18 protein-coding genes and 1 pseudogene are annotated in these 22,565 nt (G+C 70.1%); 8 read left to right on the forward strand and 11 right to left on the reverse strand.

Annotated features, from left to right (window positions below; translation table 11 throughout):
* Window positions 1-51 precede the first annotated feature (51 nt).
* Window positions 52-822, reverse strand: a complete 771-nt coding sequence (locus tag OHU35_RS04855; RefSeq protein WP_359897055.1) for a LamG domain-containing protein — start codon at window positions 820-822, stop codon at window positions 52-54.
* 167 nt (window positions 823-989) lie between these two features.
* Window positions 990-1,667, reverse strand: a complete 678-nt coding sequence (locus OHU35_RS04860; RefSeq protein WP_189724163.1) for a uracil-DNA glycosylase — start codon at window positions 1,665-1,667, stop codon at window positions 990-992.
* Between the two features lie 118 nt (window positions 1,668-1,785).
* Here OHU35_RS04860 and OHU35_RS04865 point away from each other — a divergent pair, with 118 nt between their 5' ends.
* Both OHU35_RS04865 and OHU35_RS04870 read left to right on the forward strand, forming a co-directional pair.
* Window positions 1,786-2,778 (forward strand): N-acetylglucosamine kinase, encoded by a 993-nt coding sequence (locus tag OHU35_RS04865; protein ID WP_229872959.1) that lies wholly within the window; start codon window positions 1,786-1,788, stop codon window positions 2,776-2,778.
* Between the two features lie 109 nt (window positions 2,779-2,887).
* Complete coding sequence (locus OHU35_RS04870; RefSeq protein WP_189724164.1) at window positions 2,888-3,811, forward strand: sirohydrochlorin chelatase; 924 nt, start codon at window positions 2,888-2,890, stop codon at window positions 3,809-3,811.
* Window positions 3,812-3,964: 153 nt separating this feature from the next.
* Here OHU35_RS04870 and OHU35_RS04875 read toward each other — a convergent pair whose 3' ends face one another.
* The 8 genes and pseudogenes from OHU35_RS04875 to OHU35_RS04910 all read right to left on the reverse strand — a co-directional run bounded on the left by OHU35_RS04875 (window position 3,965) and on the right by OHU35_RS04910 (window position 14,701).
* On the reverse strand, window positions 3,965-4,993 hold the full coding sequence (locus OHU35_RS04875) for a lactonase family protein (protein ID WP_405504830.1): 1,029 nt from the start codon (window positions 4,991-4,993) through the stop codon (window positions 3,965-3,967).
* Window positions 4,994-5,094: 101 nt separating this feature from the next.
* Window positions 5,095-5,440 (reverse strand): annotated as a pseudogene (locus tag OHU35_RS04880) (FUSC family protein); the annotation flags it as partial.
* 105 nt (window positions 5,441-5,545) lie between these two features.
* Window positions 5,546-7,045 (reverse strand): FUSC family protein, encoded by a 1,500-nt coding sequence (locus OHU35_RS04885; RefSeq protein WP_189724166.1) that lies wholly within the window; start codon window positions 7,043-7,045, stop codon window positions 5,546-5,548.
* Between the two features lie 485 nt (window positions 7,046-7,530).
* Complete coding sequence (locus OHU35_RS04890; protein ID WP_405504832.1) at window positions 7,531-9,879, reverse strand: alpha-L-fucosidase; 2,349 nt, start codon at window positions 9,877-9,879, stop codon at window positions 7,531-7,533.
* Between the two features lie 271 nt (window positions 9,880-10,150).
* Window positions 10,151-11,026, reverse strand: a complete 876-nt coding sequence (locus OHU35_RS04895) for a carbohydrate ABC transporter permease (protein ID WP_189724168.1) — start codon at window positions 11,024-11,026, stop codon at window positions 10,151-10,153.
* A gap of 14 nt (window positions 11,027-11,040) precedes the next feature.
* The gene (locus OHU35_RS04900; RefSeq protein WP_189724169.1) at window positions 11,041-11,943 is read right to left on the reverse strand and encodes a carbohydrate ABC transporter permease; all 903 of its coding nucleotides are present in this window, start codon (window positions 11,941-11,943) and stop codon (window positions 11,041-11,043) included.
* Between the two features lie 23 nt (window positions 11,944-11,966).
* A complete protein-coding gene (locus tag OHU35_RS04905) occupies window positions 11,967-13,232 on the reverse strand; it encodes an ABC transporter substrate-binding protein (protein WP_189724170.1) in 1,266 nt (421 codons plus the stop codon).
* Between the two features lie 2 nt (window positions 13,233-13,234).
* A complete protein-coding gene (locus OHU35_RS04910; protein WP_405504835.1) occupies window positions 13,235-14,701 on the reverse strand; it encodes an alpha-L-fucosidase in 1,467 nt (488 codons plus the stop codon).
* Between the two features lie 170 nt (window positions 14,702-14,871).
* Between OHU35_RS04910 and OHU35_RS04915 the strand changes: the two genes are divergently transcribed.
* From OHU35_RS04915 to OHU35_RS04935, 5 genes are all read left to right on the forward strand, one after another.
* Entirely contained in the window at window positions 14,872-15,738 is an 867-nt protein-coding gene (locus OHU35_RS04915) for an AraC family transcriptional regulator (RefSeq protein ID WP_189724172.1), read from the forward strand.
* Window positions 15,739-16,029: 291 nt separating this feature from the next.
* Window positions 16,030-16,506, forward strand: a complete 477-nt coding sequence (locus OHU35_RS04920) for an Lrp/AsnC family transcriptional regulator (RefSeq protein ID WP_189724173.1) — start codon at window positions 16,030-16,032, stop codon at window positions 16,504-16,506.
* A 44-nt stretch (window positions 16,507-16,550) separates the two neighbouring features.
* The gene (locus tag OHU35_RS04925; RefSeq protein WP_405504837.1) at window positions 16,551-17,246 is read left to right on the forward strand and encodes an HAD family hydrolase; all 696 of its coding nucleotides are present in this window, start codon (window positions 16,551-16,553) and stop codon (window positions 17,244-17,246) included.
* A gap of 127 nt (window positions 17,247-17,373) precedes the next feature.
* On the forward strand, window positions 17,374-20,187 hold the full coding sequence (locus OHU35_RS04930) for a beta-L-arabinofuranosidase domain-containing protein (protein WP_405504839.1): 2,814 nt from the start codon (window positions 17,374-17,376) through the stop codon (window positions 20,185-20,187).
* 151 nt (window positions 20,188-20,338) lie between these two features.
* Window positions 20,339-21,103 (forward strand): DUF4142 domain-containing protein, encoded by a 765-nt coding sequence (locus OHU35_RS04935; protein WP_189724176.1) that lies wholly within the window; start codon window positions 20,339-20,341, stop codon window positions 21,101-21,103.
* A 45-nt stretch (window positions 21,104-21,148) separates the two neighbouring features.
* Here OHU35_RS04935 and OHU35_RS04940 read toward each other — a convergent pair whose 3' ends face one another.
* Window positions 21,149-21,925 (reverse strand): LysR family substrate-binding domain-containing protein, encoded by a 777-nt coding sequence (locus OHU35_RS04940; RefSeq protein WP_405504841.1) that lies wholly within the window; start codon window positions 21,923-21,925, stop codon window positions 21,149-21,151.
* A 58-nt stretch (window positions 21,926-21,983) separates the two neighbouring features.
* Between OHU35_RS04940 and OHU35_RS04945 the strand changes: the two genes are divergently transcribed.
* A complete protein-coding gene (locus tag OHU35_RS04945) occupies window positions 21,984-22,376 on the forward strand; it encodes a DUF5997 family protein (RefSeq protein ID WP_229872930.1) in 393 nt (130 codons plus the stop codon).
* The last annotated feature ends 189 nt before the right edge of the window (window positions 22,377-22,565 follow it).

The following is a 22,565-nucleotide window of genomic DNA, read 5'->3' on the forward strand; positions in this document are numbered from 1 at the left end:
GGTACCGCCGTCGTTCCGGCGGCCGGGGCGCGTCAGTCCGGTTCGCGGGTGTCAGTCCGGTTCGCGGGCGGACAGCGAATCCACCTCACCGGGCGTCAGTTCCCGGTCGTAGACGTGCACGTCGGAGATGTCGCCGTTCCAGTGGTCGGCCGCCTTCCCCCCGAGCTTGCCGCGTCCGATCACCACATCGCCGGTGGGCGTCTCCTTGCTGGAGGCCTCTCTGCTTCCCGCGAGTCTGCCGTCCACGTAAACCCGCATCCGGTGATCCTTGTGGCTGTACGTGCCGGTGAGGTGGTACCAGCGGTCGGCCTGCGGCCGCTCGGCCTTCTCCGCGACGGTACGGGCACCGGGGAAGCTGAACGCGAAGTTCTCGTCCTGGCCGGAGTACTGGAGGAAGAAGGTGCTGATCCCGTAGCCGTCCTGGGAGACGGCGGTGTGGAAGCCCTCCGTGGAGGTGAGCCGCACGCGTGCGGCGACCGAGTAGTCCGCGCCGGTGGTGTCGACCGGGGAGCCGGCGTCCACGTATCCGCTGCCGTCCAGTCGCAGGGCGCCGCCCTCGGGACCGTCGTCGGTCCACTCCACGTCGCCGCTGACGACGGCGTCGTGCTCACCGGCCTTCGCGGTGCCGGACCGGTGGAGGGGCCACCACCCGACACCGCGCAGCGACTCGGCGCTCGTGCCCTTCGAGGCGCTCGTACCCTTCGAGGCCTGTTGTTCCCCGGACTCCCCGGATTCCTGACCGCGCACCAGTTGGGCGATGACGAAGGCCAGGGCGACGGCCAGTACGGCGATGGTGGTGATGAGCGACCATCTGCGCGTCATGATGCGCCCCGGGCCACGCGGCGGAGGAATGTCACTGATGATCAAGTGTCCGTTCCGGAAGTAGTTTTACGTACCACCGAAGTGTGACAGGCCGATGTGAACACACATGTGGGCGCCCTTGAATGTCCTGTGTGTGCGCCGTGACATGCGGCAACACCCCGGACGGGCTACGGCAGGCGCCACTCCACCGGCGCGCTCCCCTGGCGCACCAGCAGGTCGTTGGCCCGGCTGAACGGGCGCGATCCGAAGAAACCGCGGTCCGCCGACATCGGCGAGGGATGGGCGGATTCGATCGCCGGCAGATCTCCCAGCAGCGGCCGCAGATTGCGCGCGTCACGGCCCCACAGGATCGACACCAGCGGCTTGCCGCGCCCCACCAGGGCCCGGATGGCCTGCTCGGTGACCTCCTCCCAGCCCTGGCCCCGGTGGGCGCCGGGCTTGCGCGGGGCGGTGGTGAGCGCCCTGTTGAGCAGCAGCACCCCCTGCTCCGACCACGGCGTCAGATCTCCGTTGGACGGCCGGGGCAGCCCCAGGTCCGTGTGCAGTTCCCGGAAGATGTTCTCCAGACTGCCCGGCAGCGAACGCACCTCGGGCGCCACCGCGAAGCTGAGCCCGATGGCCATCCCCGGCGTGGGATAGGGGTCCTGACCGACGATGAGGACGCGGACGTCGTCGAACGGCTGCTGGAAGGCCCGCAGGACGTTAGCCCCAGCCGGGAGGTAGGTCCGGCCGGCCGCTATCTCGGCCCGCAGGAAGTCCCCCATCGCGGCGATACGTTCGGCCACAGGTTCCAGAGCCTTAGCCCAGCCTGCTTCGACAAGTTCATGCAAGGGTCGTGGTGCCACAGCGCGTCACCCTACTGGCACACAACCGGTCCCCGCACAGACACATAGCCCCTCACGTGCGGACGCCGCCCTCGGGGCTACTCTTCCTTCCGAGAAGGAGGGGAGCCCGTTGCGTCCAGTGACCGTGACCGCGGCGTCGGAGGGATCCGGGTTTCTCGCCGTGGACTCCGGTGGGTCCGGACTCCGGGCGGTGGTGGGAACCGCCGAGCGCGGGCCGCTGGCCCGTCGGGAGTCGGCGGAGCCGGTCCGCACGGGCGACCGGGGCATCGACCCCGAACACTTCATGACGCGGCTCATGCCCTTGGTGCGTGCGTTGACCGCGGAGGCCGGGCCGGTGCGGTTGACCGCCGTCGTCGTCGGCGCCACCGGACTCGCCTCCCTGGGTGACGCGCTGCGCGCCGAACTGCCGGGTGCCCTGACCCGGGAGCTGGGCGTACGGAGGGTCGCGCTGGCCGCCGACGCCGTGACCGCGTACATGGGCGCCCTCGGGCCGCGTCCCGGTGTCGTGATCGCCGGCGGTACGGGTCTGATCGCGATCGGCACCGACCTGACCGGCTGGCGTCGCGCGGACGGCTGGGGGCATCTGCTCGGCGACTGCGGGGGCGGTGCCTGGATCGGGCGAGCCGGTCTCGAGGCCGCGCTGCGCGTCCATGACGGGCGCGAGGGCGGCTCGGCCCGATTGCTGGCGAGCGCCGAGGAGATGTTCGGGCCCGTGGCCGGACTGCCCAACGCGCTGTATCCGCGGCCGGACCGGCCCGCCGTCCTCGCCTCCTTCGCACCCCGGGTGGCCGCCTGCGCGGAGGGGGACCCCGTCGCGGCGGACATCCTGCGCATGGCCGCACGGCACATGGCCGACTCCGCGGCAGCCGTGTGCCCCTCCGGCGGCGAGCCCGGTGTCGCCGTCACCGGCGGCCTGTTCAAGCTGGGCGACGCGCTCCTCGGGCCGGTGGACGAGGAACTGGCACAGCGTCTCCCGCACGCGCGGCGGGTGCCGGCCGAGGGCGACCCGTTGCACGGCTCCGTGCGCCTGGCGACCCAGCTGAGCACCGGTTCCCTCACACTGCCGGGTGACGGGACGATGCTGTCCGTGACAACCCTGTCGGGTGAATAATCCGACCCGCATGATCCGTACGTAACTCATCAGACAAAACCGGACGTATACCGCTCACCTGCACCCTCCCCGAACAGGAGAGCCCAGGAAACCAGTAACATGCGGCGCCATGAGTTCCCCCACTGGACCCGAGTCCGGCCTCCCAGTACGAATGCCGCGACCCCGCCAGCCGGGACGGCACCGCCGCCCCGAGCCGCTGGTGGCTCCCGAGGGCGCGCCCGCGCTCGTCCTCGCCGTGCCGGGCACGCCCAGTAGCGCCACGCGCAGCCTCGCCGAGGAGGTCGTGAGCATCGCCCGCTCCGAGCTGCCCGGCCTCGACGCCCGCATCGGGTACCTCGACGGGGACAACGCGGAGTTCTTCACGCTCCAGGCCGTGCTCGCGCACGCCGCCGAGGAGCGCACCGCCCGCTTCGAGCAGGCGCGTGCCGCCGGCATGGACGTCAGGGAGCCCGACGGGCCCGTCGCCGTCGTCGTGCCGCTGCTCGCCGGCCCGGACAGCGCGCTGCTGCGCCGGGTCCGTCAGGCCGTCATGGAGAGCCACATCGCCGCGGAGCTGACCGATGTCCTCGGCCCGCACCCGCTGCTCGCCGAGGCGCTGCACGTGCGGCTCTCCGAGGCCGGTCTGGCCCGCGCGGACCGTGCCCGGCTGTTCACCGTGGCGACCGCCGCCGACGGCATCGTCCTGGCCTCCGTGGGCGGTGACGAGGCCGTGCAGGCGGCCGGGATCACCGGCATGCTGCTGGCCGCGCGCCTGGCGGTGCCGGTGATGGCGGCGGCTCTGGACCAGGAGGGCTCCATCGCGTCCGTCGCCGAGCAGCTCCGCTCCTCGGGCTCGCAGCAGCTGGCCCTCGCGCCGTATCTGATCGGCCCGGAGATCGAGCCGGGGCTGGTCGAGGAGGCGGCCAAGGAGGCGGGTTGCTCCGCGGCGGAGTCGCTCGGGCCGTACCCGGCGATCGGGAAGCTGGCGCTGGCGAAGTACACGACGGCGCTGGGTATCACGCCGCAGCAGGTTCAGCAGACGCCGGTTCGCTGACGCGCCCTGCGCATGGCAGAGAAGGCCCGCTCCGGTTCGGGGCGGGTCTTCGCCGTTGATGGTGCGGGGTGTCAGGCCGGGGGCAGGTGCGTTGTGGCTTGTCGCGCGCACGCGGCAGAGCCGCATATCAGCACAGCCCCGCGCCCCTGGGGGTCAGCCGATGACCACGCATGATGCCGCCGCCACCTTGATGGCCCCCTCTCGCCTCGGGATGCCCGTGCGCCGGTCTGCAGTGAACCAGGTCACATCACCGGAGCGTTCGTTGGCTACATACAGGAAGCCATCGGACACGGTCAGGGCGCGTGGCCAGTGACCGCCGCAGGGGACCGTGGTGACCAGGTGCAGTTCCTCCCCCTCGACGGCGAACACGGACAGGACGTCCTCGCCGCGGGTGGCGGTCCACACGAAGCGGCCGTCGGGTGAGGTGACGATCCCCGAGGGGTAGGCGTCACGCGCCGGGGCGCCCCGCAGGACCGGGGTCTCGGTGAGCGGTGTCAGGGCGCCTTCCGCCGCGCCCCAGCGGCAGACGGTGACGGAGGGGCTGAGTTCGTTGACGACGTAGGCGTACGCGCCGTCCGGGTGGAAGGCCAGGTGGCGCGGCCCCGATCCGGGCCGCAGGGCGGTCTCCCGGTGCAGGGCCGGGGTGCCGTCGGTCAGCGTGCACACCCGCACCGAGTCGGTGCCGAGGTCGACGCTGACGGCCCAGCGCCCGCTCGGGTCGGGCTGCACCTGGTGGGCGTGCGGCCCCTGCTGGCGCGGGGTGTGCGGGCCCCCGCCGGTGTGCTGGAGCACGCCGGAGGCGGACCGCGCGAGAGTGCCGTCGGGGCGGACGGGGACGGCGGTGACACTGCCCGAGCCGTAGTTGGCGGTCAGGACGTGTCCGGCGTACAGGCTGAGGTGGGTCGGCCCGCCGGCGTCGAGCGGGACGGGCGGTCCGGCCGGCTCGGGCTTGTCCCCGGTCACCCGGTACGCGGCCACCGCGCCCGCGGCCGTCTCACTGACCGCGTACAGCGTCTCCCCGTCGGACGAGAGGGCGAGGTAGGCCGGGTCGGGGACGACGTTCACGCCGCTCAGGAAGGTCAGCGCGCCGCTGCCGGCGTCGACCTCCGCCGTCACGACACCGGGGCCGCCGGCGGCCGTGAACGACCCGATGAACGCCCGCCGCCTGCTGCCGTCCGCCATCACTGTGCCCTTTCGTCCCTGAGCCGTCCGGAATGACCGCGCGGTCGATCATGCGCGGTCTAGACCAAAGGGTCAAGGGGGTGTGGCAGCCGACCAGTCGCTCAGGCGCCGACCAACGGGGAGCCCGATGACGTCCGCAGCGGCCGGGCGAGCTCCGCGAGGGCCCGTTCCAGGCCGTGCAGGTGAGCCGCCGGGCGGCGGTGGCCAGGCGGGCGCCGGGGAGGCCTCCGGGTCGGCGGCGACGGCGACCAGGCCGCGGAAATCCCGGGAGCAGTCGTCGAGGAGGGCGAGCACGTGCCGGGCCCGCCGCTCGCGGCCCGGCATCGGGTTCAGCGGGTGCACCAGCGGGTCGACCGAGAGCCGTACCCGGGCGAGCAGCCGCTCCAGCTCGGCCACCCGCGGGGCCGGGTCGGTGTCCGCGGCGTCCGCCAGCCGCCGGGCGGTCTCACCTCGTTCCGGGATCCATCACGAGAGCAGCCAAGATCCTCAACGAACGGCTATGAGCCGTCGGGCGGAGAGCGCCGCACCGCAGGTCGAGGCTCTTCCTCCCGTTCAGGGACGGACCAGTGGAGGGTTCGGAGACGACCCGAGCGGCATCGCCAGCTCCGACAGAGCCTTCTCCAGGCCGCGCAGATGCACGAGGGCCGACTCCCCCTCGTCCTGCTGAGGCATCTCGCCACTGGCGGACGCCACTCGCCTGCGCCCCAGATCACTGACGGTGAGTGCTTCCACCGCCGCCTCGACGCGCCAGCAGGCAGCCGCCAGACGGGCGTCGTGCGACGCGACAGGGTCGGCGGCAACGGACACCAGACCCCGCACTTCGCGGGCGCAGTCGTCGAGCAGCTCAATGACCTGGCGGGCACGGGCTTTCCGAGCACGGAAGGGAGTCAAAGGGTGCATCAAGGGGGCGAGTGCCATCCGTACCCGGCCGAGCAGCAGTTCCAGTTCGGCGGCGTGCGGGGCAGGGTCGCCCTTCGGGTCTCCAGCGAGGCGAGCGGTCGCCTCGGCCGTGGCGGCGTGGACGCAGTGCAGTGCCCGCTGGATCCAGGCATCGTTCGTGGCGTGCGTGGTGACCGGCAGGACGAGGGCCACGGCCAGCGCGGCACACAGCGCGCCCACACCGGTCTCCGCGAGGCGGAGCTCGAGCAGGCTGGGGTCCAGCACGCCCAGCAGGCCGTACAGCAAGCTGACCATGACCGTCACGGCCAGCATCATCCAGGAGTAAGAGACGGCGGCCGTGTAGAAGATGCCGAAGACACAGACGGCAACCAGCGCGGCTGTCGGCGCGGGCGCGCCATGCAGCGGGATGGCGACCAGCAGGCCGACGGCGATACCGATCACAGTTCCGAAGACCCGGCGGAAACCGCGGACCAGGGTTTCGCCGCGAGAAGCCGTGTTGACGAAGATCCACCAGACAGTACCGACGGCCCAGTACCAGCGCTCTTCGGAGAGCAGCTGCCCGACCAGAAGCGCGAGTGCCGAGGCGGCAGTGGCCTGGAAGGCTTGCCGGGTGGTGGGCCGCGCCAACCCGCTGCCGGGCAGGGCCGGCGGGGCTGCCGCGGGTGGGGTGTGACGCTCGATGGGCCAGAGCGCGAAGCGCGTGGCGCCGGCCGTGAAGAGGGCCAGGCCCACAGCGGTGTACAGCTCGGGCAGCTGAGCGGGAACCGCGTGCAGGAACTGCGTGATGAAGAAGTTCATGAACGCGAAGATCCCGAGCGCGTGCCCCCGCGGGCCCCAGCGGCGGGCATAGACCCCACAGAAGACGACGGCCAGGAACGCGGCGTCACGGGCCGGGGTGATGCCATGCAGTGTGGTGGCAAGCGCCAGCACGGGGAATCCCGCGATGGGAAGCAGGACGGTGGTGATGCGCTGGTCACGGACGGTCGCATCGGTGACCGTGAAGAGGGCGAGCAGTGCCGCGAGCCCTGCGGTGATCGATGCGGTGAGCGATAGCCCGCAGAGTTCGGAAACGGCGACGGCGGCAGCGACACCGATGACAGCGCGGGTCGCGTTCCGCAGCCTCAAGCGCCCCGGGTCCGGAGCCACGAACATCCTCTTCACGGCGGTGCGCCGCCCCCCTCGTGGTGGTACGCGTCCTGCCCACGGTCGTCCCGGGTGGCGGACGACAAGCAGGCACGACTGAGGCACCGCGGTCCGGACCCGGCCTCGTCGCCGTCCGGCGCTACGCGGCGCCACAAGTACATGGATACAACAAAGACAACCACCTCCGGCCCCACTGGCTCAACTGTCGCGCCATTGACTGTGCCAATGGCACAGTGAGTCAGCCCTGATGTCGACCGATGGACTGCCAATGGATCAGAGTCCGCCCATCCGCCGGTCCGCGTGTGGCCTACTGCACCGGGCTCTGGACGCCGCCCGCCTTCCATCGGCCGTGAACCGACCACCCATGGACACCGACCTGACTGGCGGACCGACTGCTTACCCTCCCGCGGGCGCGGGGAGCAGCCACGGCACTGACCGACTCCGGACCTCGCCCCCGCAGCACAACCACCCGCTGCCCACGGTCACGGGGAACTTCAGCCGTGCCACTCCACCTTGAACACCCACACGTACCGTCCCGCGGTGCGGGCCGCCTCGGGAACGTCGATCACGAGGGAGCCGTTGCTGACGGTCCAGGTCAGCGGGCGGTCGTGGCCGAGCATCGTCACCTTGTCGCCGTTGCGGATCGGCACCGGGGCCTCGACGGTGAGCTTCGCGCCCGGCCGGGCCAGCGAGTGGATGTAGAACGCTTCGTTCTGCCGGACCGTGAACCGCAGGTCCTCGCCCAGCTGCGCCATGCGCGACCAGTACGTCGTGTCGTAGATCGCCTCTCCGTTGGTCCGCAGCCAGCGGCCCGTCTCGCGCAGCCGTGTCTGCATGATCTCCGGGATGGTGCCGTCGGCGCGTGGCCCGATGTCGAGCAGGAAGTTGCCGTTCTTGGAGACGATGTCGACGAGGCTGTGCACGACCTCCTCGGTCGTCATGTAGGCGTCGTCGGGCGTCGCCTGGTTGTAGCCGTAGCTGAAGGGGTCGAGGCCGCGGCTGGACTCCCACTTCGCGACGACCGTGTTCTCGTACGTCGTGTATTCGGGGGTCGTGAAGTCGCGGAAGCCGATGCCCGAGCGGTCGTTGACGGTCACCTCGATGGGCCGGCGGCGGTTCTTGGCGTGGTTGAAGTACTCCGCGAGCACATGGAGACTGTCGTTGGCACCGCCGATGTCGCACCAGATGAGCTGCGGGTCGTAGCCGTGGATCAGCTCCAGCATCTGCGGGGCCTGATAGTCCCGCACAAAATCCTTGCCCGAGGTGTAGCCGTTGTACGTCTCCGGCTGAAGGGTGTACGGGTTGCGCGGGGCGTGGCCCATCCACGGGTTGTCGGGGTTGAACCACTCGGGCATGGAGAAGTACAGGCCGCGGTGGAGTTCGGGCGTGTAGCGCCTGGAGGCGTCGAAGAGTTCCTTGATCAGGTCCCGCCGCGGCCCCATCTTCACGGAGTTGCGGTCGGAGACCTTCGTGTCCCACAGGGCGAAGCCCTCATGGTGTTTCGACGTCAGCACGTGGTACTGCGCGCCCGCGTCCCGGAACAACTCCACCCACGCCCTGGGGTCGAACCTCTCCGCGGTGAACCGGGGAATGAAGTCGTCGTACGCGAAGTCCTCGCCGTACTTCTCCCGGTGGTAGGCGTACACGGCGTTCGCCGGGTCCTGCATGTGGTTCCAGTACCACTCGGCGTACTGCTTGCCGACGGGCGACCAGGCGGGCACCGAGTAGACGCCCCAGTGGATGAAGATGCCGAACTTGGCGCCCTGGAACCAGTACGGCGCCTGATGACCGGTGAGCGAAGCGTCGGTGGGCTGGTAGTCGGCGACGCCGAGGGTCAACTTGCCCTCCCTGGAGGTGATTTGCCCGCCCCGTCCGCTGACGGTCACCGTGCCGTCCCGCGTGGTGCCGGGCGTGGTGCCGGTGCGGTTGCGGATGCCGACGCGGACGCGGGCCTGCTCACCGGGGTCGAGGCGGCGGACGCGGGCGGGCTCGACGGTGCGGGCGCCGGGCACGTCTACGCCCACGGCCACGCCGTCGGCCGCCAGGACGGCGACCGTGCCCGCGTTGACGACGGTGGCCTCGACGCTCTGCGCGCCCGTGGACTCCAGCAGCGAGTTCGTGGAGTGCGCGTCCCGCAGGGCCAGCGCCCGCCCCTGGGCGACCGGCTGGAGGGAGAGCGCGAAGACGTGCAGGGACGACTTGCCGGCCTCCGCCGGGTTGGTCTTCGGCAGCGTGAGAGCTATCGCCTCCCGCCGAGGGTCGATCCAGACCTCCGACGTGCCGATCCCGACGCGATGCTCGTCCTTGGTGCCGTCCGGCTTGTAGCGGTACGCGGCCGACAGTGAGCCGCCCGCCGAGAACCAGTCGGAGCCGCCGAGTCCGGCGGTCGTGGTCGAACCGTCCGCATAGTGCACGGTGGCCGCACCGGAGGCGTTGCCGTAGCTGCCCGCCGCGAGGAACAGGGCGGACAGATAGCGGCCCTTGGGCAGCTCGATGCGCTGGCCGAGCGCGACCACGTTGTTCTTGGTGCCCGCGGCGGACGAAGAGAAGAGGAAGAGGACGCCGTCGACCTTGACCCGGCCGGAGGGGAGTTCCTCACCCGGGAACGTGTAGCCCGAGCCGTCGAAGTCGCCGCCGCGTGCGGTGGCGGTGTCGATGCCGTCGTTGTCGAAGAGGGCGTCGAGCGGGACGGGTACCGGGTCGGGGACGGGGACCCACTGCCCCGCCTGCCCGGCGGCCGGCTCCGCGGCCTGCGCCTGGGTGCCCAGGGCGAGGGGAAGAGCGGCCACGGCTGTCACACCCGCCGCGGCACCCAGAACCTGACGTCTTGCATACGTACTCACGAGCGGCTCCCATTCATCGGATGTCTGATGGTCCAGTTGGCCGCCAAAGGCTGTCAACGGGGCGTCAAGTAAAGGACGTTGAGCCAGTGATCGGATGACCCGACGCTCAGTGGGCAGCGGCAGGGTCACCGCGCGACAAGTCCAAGCGGGCCGGGCGGCCGCGGGGTGGCAGCCGCTCGGGCGGTCGACCGGCCCGGCATCGCGCCGGTGACCACGGCGCCCGAGCGGGCGAGATCTGACGGCGAACCATCCCGTTCGGCCGGCGTCTGCTTCACGTCTTGCCACCTGTCGTGGCGATGCCCTGGACGAAGAACTTCTGCGCGATCAGGAACAGCAGGATCACCGGAGCGACGGTGACACAGCTGACGGCCAGCAACCTGCCGTAGTCGGCGGCGTACAGACTCTGGAAGAAGTTGATGGCCACAGGCAGGGTGAATTTCGAGGCGTCGGTGAGGAAGATCAGAGGTCCGAAGAAGTCGTTCCAGGAGGCGACGAACTGGAAGAGGCCGACAGTGACCAGGGCGGGCCTGGACAGGGGCAGCGCGATGGCGACGAACTGGCGCAGCCGTCCCGCGCCGTCGATGCGGGCCGCCTCGAAGAGCTCCTTGGGGATGCCGAGGAAGAACTGGCGCAGCAGGAAGATGTAGAAGGCGCAGCCCACCCCCAGGAAGCTCGGCACGGTCAGCGGGAGATAGCTGTCGAGCCAGCCGAGCTCCTGGTAGATCGCGTAGGACGGGATGAGGGTGATGAACGGCGGCAGCATCATCGTGGCGAGCAGCGTCGCGAAGAGCGGGCGGCGGGCGCGTGAACGCAGGTGGGCGAAGGCGAAGGCGGCCATGGAGGAGCACACCAGGGTCCCGACGGTGGAGACGACGGCCACGAACAGCGAGTTGCCGAAGTACCGCCACATGGACACCCCGGCGGCGGAGGCGGAGAAGTTCCGGCCGTCGAGGTTGTCCGGCAACAGCCGCGGGGGGTAGGCGGCGATCTCACTGGCGTCCTTGAAGGCACCGGAGAGCATCCACAGGAAGGGCAGGATGAAGAAGAAGGCAGCGATGCACAGGGGGACATAGAGCGGGACGAGCGCCACGCGGCCACGGGTGACGGCCAGCCGGAGGGTGGTGGAGGGTGCGTGTGTGTCGGGCACGGGCCGGTCGCCTTTCAGGAGCCGAGGTAGTGGACGTGGCGGCGGGCGAACCGCAGCACGACGACCGTGAGCACCAGGACGATCAGGAACTGCACCCAGGCGAGCGCGGAGGCGTAGCCGACGTTCGAGTAGGAGAACGCTTCGTTGAAGAGGTACAGGCCGAGGAAGTAGGTGGTGTGCTCCGGTCCGCCGGCGGTCATCACATAGGGCTCCGCGAACACCTGGAGCGAGGAGATCAGGCCCATGATCACGTTGAACAGGATGACCGGGGACAGCAGCGGCACGGTGATCCGGATGAACCGCTGCCACCAGCCGGCGCCGTCCACGAGGGCCGCATCACGCAGCTCCACGGGGACGTCCTGAAGCCCCGCGAGAAAGATGATCATCGCGCCCCCGGTCGCGGTGAGGCTCATGAAGACCAGGGCGGGTATCGCCCACGTGCTGCTCCCGAGCCAGTCGGGGCCGTCGATGCCCACCGTGCCCAGCAGGTAGTTGAGGATCCCGGCCTGGGGATCGAACATCCACTGCCAGACCACGAACAGCGGCACGCCGGTGACGATGGCCGGCAGGAAGAACGCCGTCCTGAAGAACGTACGGCCGATGATGGGGGTGTTGACCATGGCCGCGAGAGCCAGAGCCACCACGGTGCCCAGGACCACTCGGGCCCCGGCGTAGAGGAAGGTGTGCCCTAGCGAGGGCCAGAAGTCCAGGTCTGTGGTGAACAGCACCCGGAAGTTCTGCAACCCGATCCACTCCGGCGCGGCGACCCCGTTCCACCGGGTGAAGGCCGCGTACAGCGAGAACAGCATGGGCCCGAGGGTGAGGCCGAGCAAGCCCACGAACCAGGGCGTCAGGAACAGCCAGAAAGCGGCGGACTCCGAGTGCCGCAGCCTCCGCCAGTGTCTCGTCACGATCATCTCTCCGCTCACTCCACCGGTACTCAGGCACGCAGGATCTGTGTGCCCCGTTCCTGCAGCACCCGAAGTACCTCGTCGACCGGGACCCCCCGCGCCTCCATGGCCTCCACCTGTTGCTTCAGCAGGTCCCAGACCTTGTTGAACAGGCCGCCCTGGAAGGCCACGACCTGCTGCCCCATGCCCTCGATCATGTGGTCCCAGGGCAGCGCCCGGTCGGAGGCGGACAGGCTCCGTCGCCATCCTTTGAAGGCTGTCCGCAGCGCGGGGGTGCCGAGCGGTCCCAGGAGACGCTGGGCGTCGGGGTCGGTGGCCATGAAGCGGGCGAAGTGCCAGGCCTCCTGCTTGCGCTTCGACCCCTCGAAGATCGCCACGTTGTTGCTCTGAAAGGTGCCTCTCCATTCCTTCGGGTACGGCGCGACGCCCCACTCGAACCGGTCGCCGATCTGCTGGTTGAGGCTGGTGAGGGAGTACCCGAGGAATGTGTCCATCGCGAACAGGCCGCTGGAGAATCCCGCCGCGTACTGGGCGCGTCCGGCCGCGGGCATCACACGGCGGGTGCGGACCAGGTCGTACATGAGCCGGAACGAGGAGGCCATGCGGTCGTCCGTGGCGGTCATCTTCCTGGTGACCGGGTCGAAGGGAAGACCGCCGTGGACGGTGGGGACGTCGTAGATCAGCGGGTCGGCGAACCCGTTGCGCATGCCCCAGGTGCGGCTGGTGCCGGAGCCGGATGTCGCCTCCGTGGCCATCTCCACGAAGTCGCGCTCGCGCCAGCCGTCCTGCGGCGGGCCGATACCGAGCTTGTCCAGCAGGGTCTTGTTGTACGTGACGCCCTTGGGGTAGACGACCAACGGCAGGCAGAGCACCTGGTCGCCGATCCGGGCCGGGTTCAGCGCACCGGGCACCCACTGCCCCTCGTCGACACCGTCGCGCCGGATGAACGACGCGAGGTCGGCGTAGGCGTTCAGCTCACTCAGTCCGGACACCCAGCTCTCGGCCACGATCATCACGTCGGGCGCGGTACCGGCACGGAACATCAGCGGCAGCCGCCGGAAGAAGCCCGAGGGGTCGGCGTAGGTGTAGCTGATCCGGCTGCCGGGGTTCTTCCGGCGGTAGAGGGCGACGATCTGCCGGAATATGCCGATGGAGACGGTGTCGCCGTGGAAGCCGAAGACCAGCTCGTCCCTGCGCCGGGAGGCACCGCAGGCGGCAGTGCTCCCGGCGATCGCCGCCGACGCCCCGAGCGCGGCACCCGCGCGCAGCACTCTTCTTCGCGTGAGAGGGCGCATGGTCATCGCACCTCGATCGCCAGGCAGTTGACGTAGGGCGTCGGAGGGCGCTCGGGAAGTTCGACCACCAGCTCACCTCCCGGGTAGATCTGGTGGTACTCGACGGGTCCCGCGCCCAGGAGCCGGACGGAGGTGATCGCGGTCTGCGGACCGAGACTGTGGATGATCGACCGCCGGTCCTCGGGCCAGGCCATCTGGAAGACGTAGACCGTGTCGTCACGCCGGGTGAGACGGTAGTCGGCGTCGGTCCAGGCGACCCGCTCCTCGCGGAAGCCGTCCACGACGACACCACTGGGACCTTCGACGCCCGGTCCGAAAGGCCGGGAGCCGTGAATCCCCTTCCCGCACACGTCCATCCAGCCGGCCAGTTCCTTCAGCACATGGCGACACTCCTCGTCGAGGGTCCCGTCGGGCAGTTGGGGGACGTTCAGCAGCAGGCTGCCGTTCTTCGCGACGACGTCGACGAGCAGTTCGACCACGTGGGCAGGGCTCTTGTAGACGGCGCGCACGTCGTAGAACCAGCCGCCCAGACAGGTGTCGGTCTGCCACGGCACGGGCGAGAGCGCCGGTTCCTGACTGCGTTCCACGTCCAGCACGCCGATCCGGCGGACTTCCGACCACCGTTCCTTCTGGGTGTAGACGGCCTGGTTGCGGCCACCGTGGCGGGCCGCGCTGGTGTTGTACAGGTGCGCGGCCGCTCGCAGACCAGCCCGCATGCCGTGGACGCCGAAGGGCGGTGCCCCGTCGGAGTAGAGCAGGTCGGGCTGGTACCGGTCGATCATCTCGGTGACCAGGTCCAGCCACCGTCCGTGCCAGCCGGGGTTGGCGGTGTACCAGGGCGCAACCGGGTCGGTGCGCCGCCCCGGGACGAAGTGCTCGGCGTTGGACAGGTAGAGGTCCTCGAAGGACGGATCCGTGCCGTCGTAGGGAACACCCGCGTAGGGTCCGGTGGCGTCCGCGCCCTTGTTCACCGACCACCAGCTGAACGCGGCCCCGAGGTGTTCGGACAACCCGAAGCGCAACCCCCGCGCCTGCGCCGCCGCGCTCCACAGTCCGACGACGTCCTTGCCCGGCCCGACCTCCGCCGAGTTCCAACGGTGCAGTCGGGAGGGATAGTTGAGGAAGTTGTCGTGGTGGGAGGCAAGGGCGACGAGGTAGCGGGCGCCGGCCCGGACATACAGGTCAGACAGCTCGTCCGGATCGAACCTCTCCGCCTTCCACCGCGCGACCAGGTCCTTGTAGCCGAACTTCGACGGATGACCGTAGGTCCGTACGTGGTAGCGGTACTGGTCGGTCCCCTCGATGTACATGTTGCGGGCGTACCAGTCGCCGTAGCGCGGCACGGACTGCGGTCCCCAGTGCGACCAGATTCCCAGCTTGGCGTCGCGGAACCACTCCGGGCACTCGAACGTCGACAGCGATTCCACGGTGGGCAGGAAAGGGCCCGTCGTTTCCGGTCTTTGGGTCATGGCGACATCACCTCGGCTGGGCCGTCCTGGTCGGTTCCGGGTGAACGTAGATCTCTCGGGAGACAGGAACCAATGGTCAGGAGTGGATATCGCTGGTCCGTTCTCACCCTCTGGATCTACCGGTGGCGCTGGTCTGGCCGAGCGCCCACGCCCCGATGTACGGTCCCGGCATGCCGGACCGGAATTCGACGATCACCTGGAGGGTGCCGCTCACGCAACCGCCGGTCATCGCGGACCTGGGCATCGGTCTGCACGGCGTCGACCGCCAGGTCGACGACTGGTGCCTGCCCGACCTGTGGTCACTCCACCTCTACGGATACACGGGCGAACTGGAGGTGTGCGGCACCGTCATTCCGATCGCTCCGGGGCGCGTCAGCCTGGTGCCCCCGGGCGTCGCCACGCGCTACCGCTACCAGGGGGAGTCCCGCCACCTTTTCGCTCATGTCCGGCTGTCTGCCCAAGCCGGCGAGGACTGTCCGAAGCTCCCCGCCATGCTGGACTGCGGCGCCGACCTGCCCCGCATTCGCGACCGGTTCCAGACCGCCCTGGAAGCCAGGTCCCGTCTGCCTCAGCTCGCACGCGCCGAACTGTGGAGCATGCTCTCCCTCCTGTCGGCCCGACAGTCCTCGCGCTACGACGACGCCTCCGGTCTTCACCCCTCGGTGCGCGCAGCTCTCTCCCACATCGAGGCGCACCTCAGCGAGCCCATGAGCGTCGCGTCGCTCGCCCGGGGGGTCGGCCTGTCCCACAACCACCTCACGCGACTCTTTCGCGCGCAACTCGGCACCACCGTTGTGGCCCACATCAGAAACCGCCGCATGCACCGAGCCCACCACCTGCTGACGCGTACGGCGCTGTCGGTCAAGTCCGTCGCCCCCATGGTGGGTTTCACCGACCTGCAGACCTTCAACAAGGCGTTCCGCAAGGTGTACGGCGTCGGGCCTCGCTCCATCCGTGACAGGGTCGCGAACCATCCGTTCGAGGAGGACGCGGCACCGGCGGTCGCGCTCGACTGGTCGTACTCACAAGGGCGTTGAGCAGGGGGACTGGCGCGGTGGCGGATGCGTCGCAGCGCAGTCCCGCCCGGTCGTGGCGGGCGCCGGCCGTACCCGGCTGCCGCGCCGGCCGGCGGTCTCGATGACCCCGCGCAGGCCGGCATGGGAAAGCATGAAAAAGGCACCGCGGGGTCCGCGGCGCCATCGATGCCTCCATATGAGCATCCCGGACACCACTGGCTCGACTGACTCCTTCTAGACTGAGCCATTGGTACAGCGCACAGCGGTCAGAACGCGGCCGCGGCAGAGCCCGACGGACGAGGAGGGCGCGGCATGCCCGTGGACGAGCTCGACACCCGCATCCTGCGGCTGCTGCTGGAGCAGCCGCGCACGAGCGTGCGCGAATACGCCCGTATCCTCGGCGTCGCGCGGGGCACGCTCCAGGCCCGGCTCGACCGGCTGGAGCGAGACGGCGTGATCACCGGCACGGCACCGGGCCTCTCCCCCGCCGCGCTCGGACATCCGGTGCTCGCGTTCGTGCACATCGAGGTCACCCAGGGCCATCTCGACGAGGTGGGCGACGCGCTGGCCGCGGTGCCGGAGATCGTCGAGGCGTTCTCCATCACGGGCGGCGGGGATCTGCTGACCCGGGTCGTGGCGCGGGACAACGCGCATCTGGAGGACGTCGTGCAGAAGCTGATCAGCCTGCCCGGGGTCGTCCGCACCCGCACCGAGATCGCCCTGCGGGAGCGCGTCTCCCACCGGCTGCTGCCGCTGGTGGAGTCGATCGGTCGCGCGGCCCGGGCCTGACCCCCTCGGGATCCCTGGATCATGGTCTTTGACATGCTGACACCATGAGCAATCTCGGCGGCATATCGGTCATCTTCGATCTCGACGGAACTCTCGTGGACAGCGAGCCCAACTACTACGAGGCGGGCCGGCAGACCCTCGCCGAGCACGGCGTCCCCGACTTCAGCTGGGCGGACCACGAGCGGTACGTGGGCATCAGCACGCAGGAGACGGTCGCGGACTGGAGGGAGCGGTACGGTCTGCGGGCTTCCGTGGAGGAGCTGTTCACCGTCAAGAACCGCCGCTATCTCGAGCTCGCCCGCAGCTCCACGCGCGCCTACCCCGAAATGCGCAGGTTCGTCGAGCGGCTGGCGGCCGAGGACGTGCCCATGGCGGTGGCCTCGGGGTCCTCCCCCGAGGCCATCGAGGCGGTCCTGAGCGGCACGGGCCTGGACGCCAGCCTGCGGACCGTCGTCTCGGCGGACGAGGTCGCGCACGGCAAGCCCGCTCCCGACGTCTTCCTGGAAGCGGCCCGCCGGCTCGGGGCGGACCCGGCCGGCTGCGTGGTGCTGGAGGACGCCGCCCCCGGCGCCGCCGCCGCGCACGCGGCGGGGATGCGGTGCATCGCGATCCCGTACGTCCCGACGCAGGCGGACGCCCCGGAGTTCGCCACCGCCGGACTGCTCCTGCGGGGCGGCCAGGAGGAGTTCACGGCACAGGCGGCGTTCGACTGGCTGGTCCGCTCGGCAGGCCTGTCCTGAACTCACCTCTCCCGACCCGTTGACGCTCCCCCGTCCCCTCCCTAGGGTCTGGTCGATCACTCGTACGACGTTCGATATGTCGAATACGTCGAGTCCCTGGACCCGTTGGCCCCGTGGAGGAGCACACATGGCACGGCCCCTCTCCAGACGAACCCTTCTCCAGGCAGCGACCCTCGCCGCGGCCGTACCCGCGCTCTCCGAGGCGGCGACAGGCCGGGCCGTCGCCGCCCCCACGGCCGCCGCCGACACCCCGGCCGCCTGGACCGTACGGCCGTTCGGGCTGGAGGACGTCAGCCTCGGCCGGGGCGTCTTCGCCGACAAACGGCAGTTGATGCTGGACCACGCACGCGGCTACGACGTGAACCGGCTGCTCCAGGTGTTCCGCGCCAACGCCGGTCTGGCCACGGGCGGCGCGGTCGCCCCGGGGGGCTGGGAGGGCCTGGACGGCGAGGCCAACGGCAATCTGCGCGGGCACTACACCGGTCACTTCCTGACCATGCTGGCGCAGGCGTACCGGAGCACGAAGGAGCAGGTGTTCGCCGACCGGATCGGCACCATGGTCGGGGCGCTGACCGAGGTGCGGGCGGCGCTGCGCCGTGAGCCGGCGGTGCTGAGCGTCGCCGGGAAGTTCGGGACCGCAGCGGACCAGGTACGGGGCTCCTACCAGTACGTGGATCTGCCGGCCGCCGCGCTCGGCGGGACCTCGGCCGTCACCCTCTCCGTCTGGGTGCGGCCCACGCACGACGCCAACTGGACCCGCGTCTTCGACTTCGGCAACGACACCACGCGCTATCTGTACCTGGCCGCCCGCAACCAGACCGGGGTACCGCGCTTCGCCGTCACCACGTCAGGAGCGGGAGGCGAGCAGAGCCTCGACGGCACGGCCGCGCTGCCGCTGAACCAGTGGAGTCATCTGGCGGTGACGATCGCGGGCGGCACCGGCACCCTCTACGTCAACGGCACCGCCGTCGCCCGGAACACCGCGATGAGCCTCACCCCGGCGGCTCTCGGCACGCTGAAGAACAACTGGCTCGGCCGCTCGAACTACTCCGCCGACCCCGTCTTCGCGGGCGCCTTCGAGGAGTTCAACGTCTTCTCGCGCGCGCTGACGGCCGCCGAGATCACCGAGTTGCAGGGCCGCCGGGCCGCCGACGCCTCGACGGGCCGGGGCGACCTGGCGTCGTACGCCTTCGACGAGACGGCCGGCGGGACCTTCGCGGACGCCTCCGGCCGCGGCCTGACCGCCACCCTGCGCCGCACCTGGGGCGGGCCCAGCCACCCCGGGTTCCTCGCGGCGTACCCGGAGACGCAGTTCATCGACCTGGAGTCGCGGACCTCTCCCGACTACACGAAGGTGTGGGCGCCGTACTACACCGCGCACAAGATCCTCAAGGGTCTGCTCGACGCGTACACCGCCACGGACGACGACCGGGCGCTGGACCTCGCGTCCGGCATGTGCGACTGGATGCACTCCCGGCTGTCCAGGCTGCCGGAGGCCACACTCCAGCGGATGTGGGGGATCTTCTCCAGCGGGGAGTTCGGCGGCATCGTGGAGGCGATCTGCGATCTGCACACGATCACCGGCAAGGCCGAACACCTCGCGCTGGCCAAGCTGTTCGACCTGGACCGGCTGATCGACGCCTGCGCCGCGAACACCGACATCCTCGACGGGCTGCACGCCAACCAGCACATCCCGATCTTCACCGGGTACGTCCGGCTGTACGACGAGACGGGCGAGGAGCGCTATCTCACCTCGGCGAAGAACTTCTGGGACATGGTCGTCCCGCACCGGATGTACGGCATCGGCGGCACCAGCACCGCGGAGTTCTGGAAGGCCCGGGACGTGATCGCGGGCACCCTGAGCGCGACCACCGCCGAGAGCTGCTGCGCGTACAACATGCTCAAGCTGAGCCGGACCCTGTTCTTCCACGCGCAGGACCCGAAGTACATGGACTACTACGAGCGGGCCCTGTACAACCAGGTGCTCGGCTCCAAGCAGGACAAGCCGGACGCGGAGAAGCCGCTCGTCACGTACTTCATCGGGCTGACGCCCGGTCATGTCCGTGACTACACACCCAAGCAGGGCACGACCTGCTGCGAGGGCACCGGCATGGAGAGCGCCACGAAGTACCAGGACTCGGTGTACTTCGCGAAGTCCGACGGCAGCGCCCTGTACGTCAATCTGTACAGCCCGTCCACGCTGACCTGGGCCGAGAAGGGCGTGACGGTCACACAGACCACCGGCTATCCCCGGGAGCAGGGCAGCACCCTCACCTTCGGCGGTGCCCGCGCCTCCTTCACGCTGCGGCTGCGCGTGCCGTCCTGGGCGAGGGCCGGGTTCCGGGTGACCGTCAACGGGAGTGCGGTGCCTGGCACTCCGACGCCGGGGAGCTACTTCGCCGTGACCCGGACCTGGCGGGCGGGCGACACCGTCCGGGTCACCCTGCCGTTCCGGACGAGGGTGGAGAAGGCCCTCGACGACCCGTCCCTGCAGACCCTGTTCCACGGCCCGGTCAACCTGGTCGCCCGCGCATCCGCGACGGAGTTCCTGAAGGTCGGGCTGTACCGCAACGCCGGACTGTCGGGCGACCTGACCGCCTCCCTCACGCCGGTGCCGGGCAAGCCGCTCCACTTCACGCTGGGCGGGACCGAGTGGGCGCCGTTCTCCGAGGGGACGGAGGATCCGACGCACGCCTACTTCCGGCGCCAGGAGCCGAGGGTCGTCTTCGGCGGCCGGGACTCGGGCGTCGCCAACCCGGCGAAGGCCGACGGCACCACGCTGCTGGACGAGGTCTGGGCCGGGGCGCCCTTCCGGAACAAGGGGGCACTGGTGGCGCGGGTGCGGTCCACGGTGGACGCGTGGGTCACGGCCGGGCCGCTGAGCAGGGCCGACGGGGACAAGGTGGTGAGCACGGCGGGAGCGGCCTCCTACCAACCCTGAGCGGACCGAGCAACGTTCGGGTGGGCCCGGTGCTGTGCGGTTCCGGCACCGGGCCCCGTCACATCCGGAACTTTTTTGCGGTAGGGGTGATTGTTTCGCGTCCGGCATCCGTACTTCTCGGTGTTGGGCCGTTCATATCCCAGGAGGCACGATGCGCATCTCGCGCAGCACGGCAGGAACCGCGTTCGTGGGCGGTGCGATGATCCTTACGCTCACCGCGCTCGCTTACCCGAGCATGCTGGGCGTGCAGAACACCGCTTCCGGCCAGGACCGCATCATCGCCAACACCCAGTGGGGTCCGCTGACCGAGTCGGACCGCGACTTCGTGGTGAAGGTGCGCGCGGCCGGCCTGTGGGAGTACCCGCTGGGGCAGATGATCATGGAGCGGAGCACGGAGCCGGAGATGAAGGAGGTCGCGGAGCACCTGCTGGTGGGGCACGGCCGCCTCGACGCGGGCTGCCGCAAGGTCTCCACGGACCTGGGCATCACCCTGCCGAACGAGGCGTCGCCGCAGCAGCAGAACTTCGTGGCGACGGCGGAAGGCAGCTCCGGCAAGGAGTTCGACTCCACGGCCGTGACCCTCATGCGCATCGCGCACGGGGGCATCTTCCCGACGATCGCCAAGATCCGGGCGACCACCCGGAACAGCCTCGTGCGGGAGCTCGCCGACACAACCAACGACACCGTGCTCGACCACATCACCGTCCTGGAGAAGACCGGACTGATCAACCACGAGCAGGTCAGCTTCCAGATCACCGCCCCGCCCAAACTGCCCCAGGACCAGACGACGCCCCCGCCTCCGCAGGGGGGTGCGCCGGTCCGGGTCCTGCCGATTCCCGAGAACCTGAAGGACCTGCAGACGGTCGCCCCCAACCCGTCCTACGGGGCGCCGCAGCCGACTCCGACGGCCGGCTGAGCCGACGGCGGTCCGGGGTTCGCACTCCTGCGGCGGGCCCCTGGACTAGGAGCGGCGGCGGGGCTTGCCGCGCCTGTCGCCGCCCTTGGGGGCGCCGCGCCCGCTCTTGCCGCTGCGCTTCGCACCCGCGGACCTCCCGGCCGCCGACTTCCCTGGCACCGGCTTACGCCGGGCGCCGCCCCGGTCGGTGGCCGCGGACTCGTCCGGCTGCTTGCGGCCCCGGGTGCTGTTGACCGTGCGGCCTCGGACGATGCCGATGAAGTCCTCGACCTGGTCCGTCGTCGTGTCCTGGGGCCAGGCCAGTGCCACGCTCGACTCGGGGGCGTCCTTGAGGGGGCGGTGCGTGAGGTCCTTGCGGTGGTGGAGACGGGCGAGCGACAGGGGCACGACGAGAACGCCGATCCCTGCAGCGACGAGTTCGATGGCGTCGGCCGTGGTGGCGGGGCGTTCGACGGCGGGCCGTCCGGGGAGGGTGTCCCAGTCGAGGACGTCGTCGAGGGGGTGCAGCACGATGTCGTCGGCCAGGTCCTCCGGGGACACCTCGTCGACCGCCGTGACCAGGTGGTCCTTGGGCACCACGACGACCGTCTGCTCGGTGTAGAGAGGGATCGCGCTGAAGACCGTCCGGTCCACGGGCAGCCGGACCAGACCCGCGTCGGCGTCCCCGTCCAGCAGCCGCTCGGCCACCGCCCCGGCGGCCACCTGCGTCAGGGCCAGCGGGACATCGGGCTGCCGCTCGTTCCAGATACGCACCCACTTGTCGGGCATCACCCCGTGGACGTATACGAGCCGGAACGAGGGAGAAACATCCGAGCCTGTCACCGGGCCAGGTTACCGGGCGTGGTCAGGGGTCGTGCACATGGTCGATACCCTGGACGCCATGACGTCGCACCAGAGCACCCAGACGATGAAGCCCGCCACCGCGGCGAAGAAGCTGGGTGTGTACCTCGAGGCCACACCCGCCGAGTTCCAGGAGGGTGTCGTCTCGCGCGCCGAGCTGAACGAGCTCCAGGCGAACCCGCCGCAGTGGCTTCAGGACCTGCGGCACAACGGCCCGCACCCGCGCCCGGTGGTCGCGGCGAAGCTCGGGGTCTCCATCGCGGGGCTCGCCCGCGCCGGTGTCACCGAGCCCCTCACCACCGAGCAGATCGAGACACTGAAGCAGGAAGGCCCCGAGTGGCTGGAGCGGGAGCGCGCCACCCAGGCGGAGGTCCGCAAGGAATCGGCCCGCATCAAGAAGAAGAACGCCGAGCAGGCAGAACGCCAGGCCTGACACCCCCTGCCCCGAAGGCCCCGACCGGATCATCCGGTCGGGGCCTTCGTCGTTCTCCGGCCGCACATCCCGCACCGTATGGCCTCGGTGAAATCTTTCGGCCATGTATTGACATGGCGATGAAACGATCCGTAGCTTGGCCGATCATTTAGATTCGTGAAGTGAGTTCACGGATATGAACGGAGAACC

It is taken from the genome of Streptomyces purpurascens (genome assembly GCF_045040895.1).
GTDB lineage: Bacteria > Actinomycetota > Actinomycetes > Streptomycetales > Streptomycetaceae > Streptomyces > Streptomyces purpurascens.

Coding starts and splice junctions, on each gene's coding strand:
- OHU35_RS04855 (WP_359897055.1), bottom strand. CDS start 822: ATGACGCGCAGATGGTCGCTCATCACCACCATCGCCGTACTGGCCGTC.
- OHU35_RS04870 (WP_189724164.1), top strand. CDS start 2,888: ATGAGTTCCCCCACTGGACCCGAGTCCGGCCTCCCAGTACGAATGCCG.
- OHU35_RS04875 (WP_405504830.1), bottom strand. CDS start 4,993: ATGGCGGACGGCAGCAGGCGGCGGGCGTTCATCGGGTCGTTCACGGCC.
- OHU35_RS04885 (WP_189724166.1), bottom strand. CDS start 7,045: ATGTTCGTGGCTCCGGACCCGGGGCGCTTGAGGCTGCGGAACGCGACC.
- OHU35_RS04900 (WP_189724169.1), bottom strand. CDS start 11,943: ATGATCGTGACGAGACACTGGCGGAGGCTGCGGCACTCGGAGTCCGCC.
- OHU35_RS04905 (WP_189724170.1), bottom strand. CDS start 13,232: ATGCGCCCTCTCACGCGAAGAAGAGTGCTGCGCGCGGGTGCCGCGCTC.
- OHU35_RS04910 (WP_405504835.1), bottom strand. CDS start 14,701: ATGACCCAAAGACCGGAAACGACGGGCCCTTTCCTGCCCACCGTGGAA.
- OHU35_RS04915 (WP_189724172.1), top strand. CDS start 14,872: ATGCCGGACCGGAATTCGACGATCACCTGGAGGGTGCCGCTCACGCAA.
- OHU35_RS04920 (WP_189724173.1), top strand. CDS start 16,030: ATGCCCGTGGACGAGCTCGACACCCGCATCCTGCGGCTGCTGCTGGAG.
- OHU35_RS04925 (WP_405504837.1), top strand. CDS start 16,551: ATGAGCAATCTCGGCGGCATATCGGTCATCTTCGATCTCGACGGAACT.
- OHU35_RS04930 (WP_405504839.1), top strand. CDS start 17,374: ATGGCACGGCCCCTCTCCAGACGAACCCTTCTCCAGGCAGCGACCCTC.
- OHU35_RS04935 (WP_189724176.1), top strand. CDS start 20,339: ATGCGCATCTCGCGCAGCACGGCAGGAACCGCGTTCGTGGGCGGTGCG.
- OHU35_RS04945 (WP_229872930.1), top strand. CDS start 21,984: ATGACGTCGCACCAGAGCACCCAGACGATGAAGCCCGCCACCGCGGCG.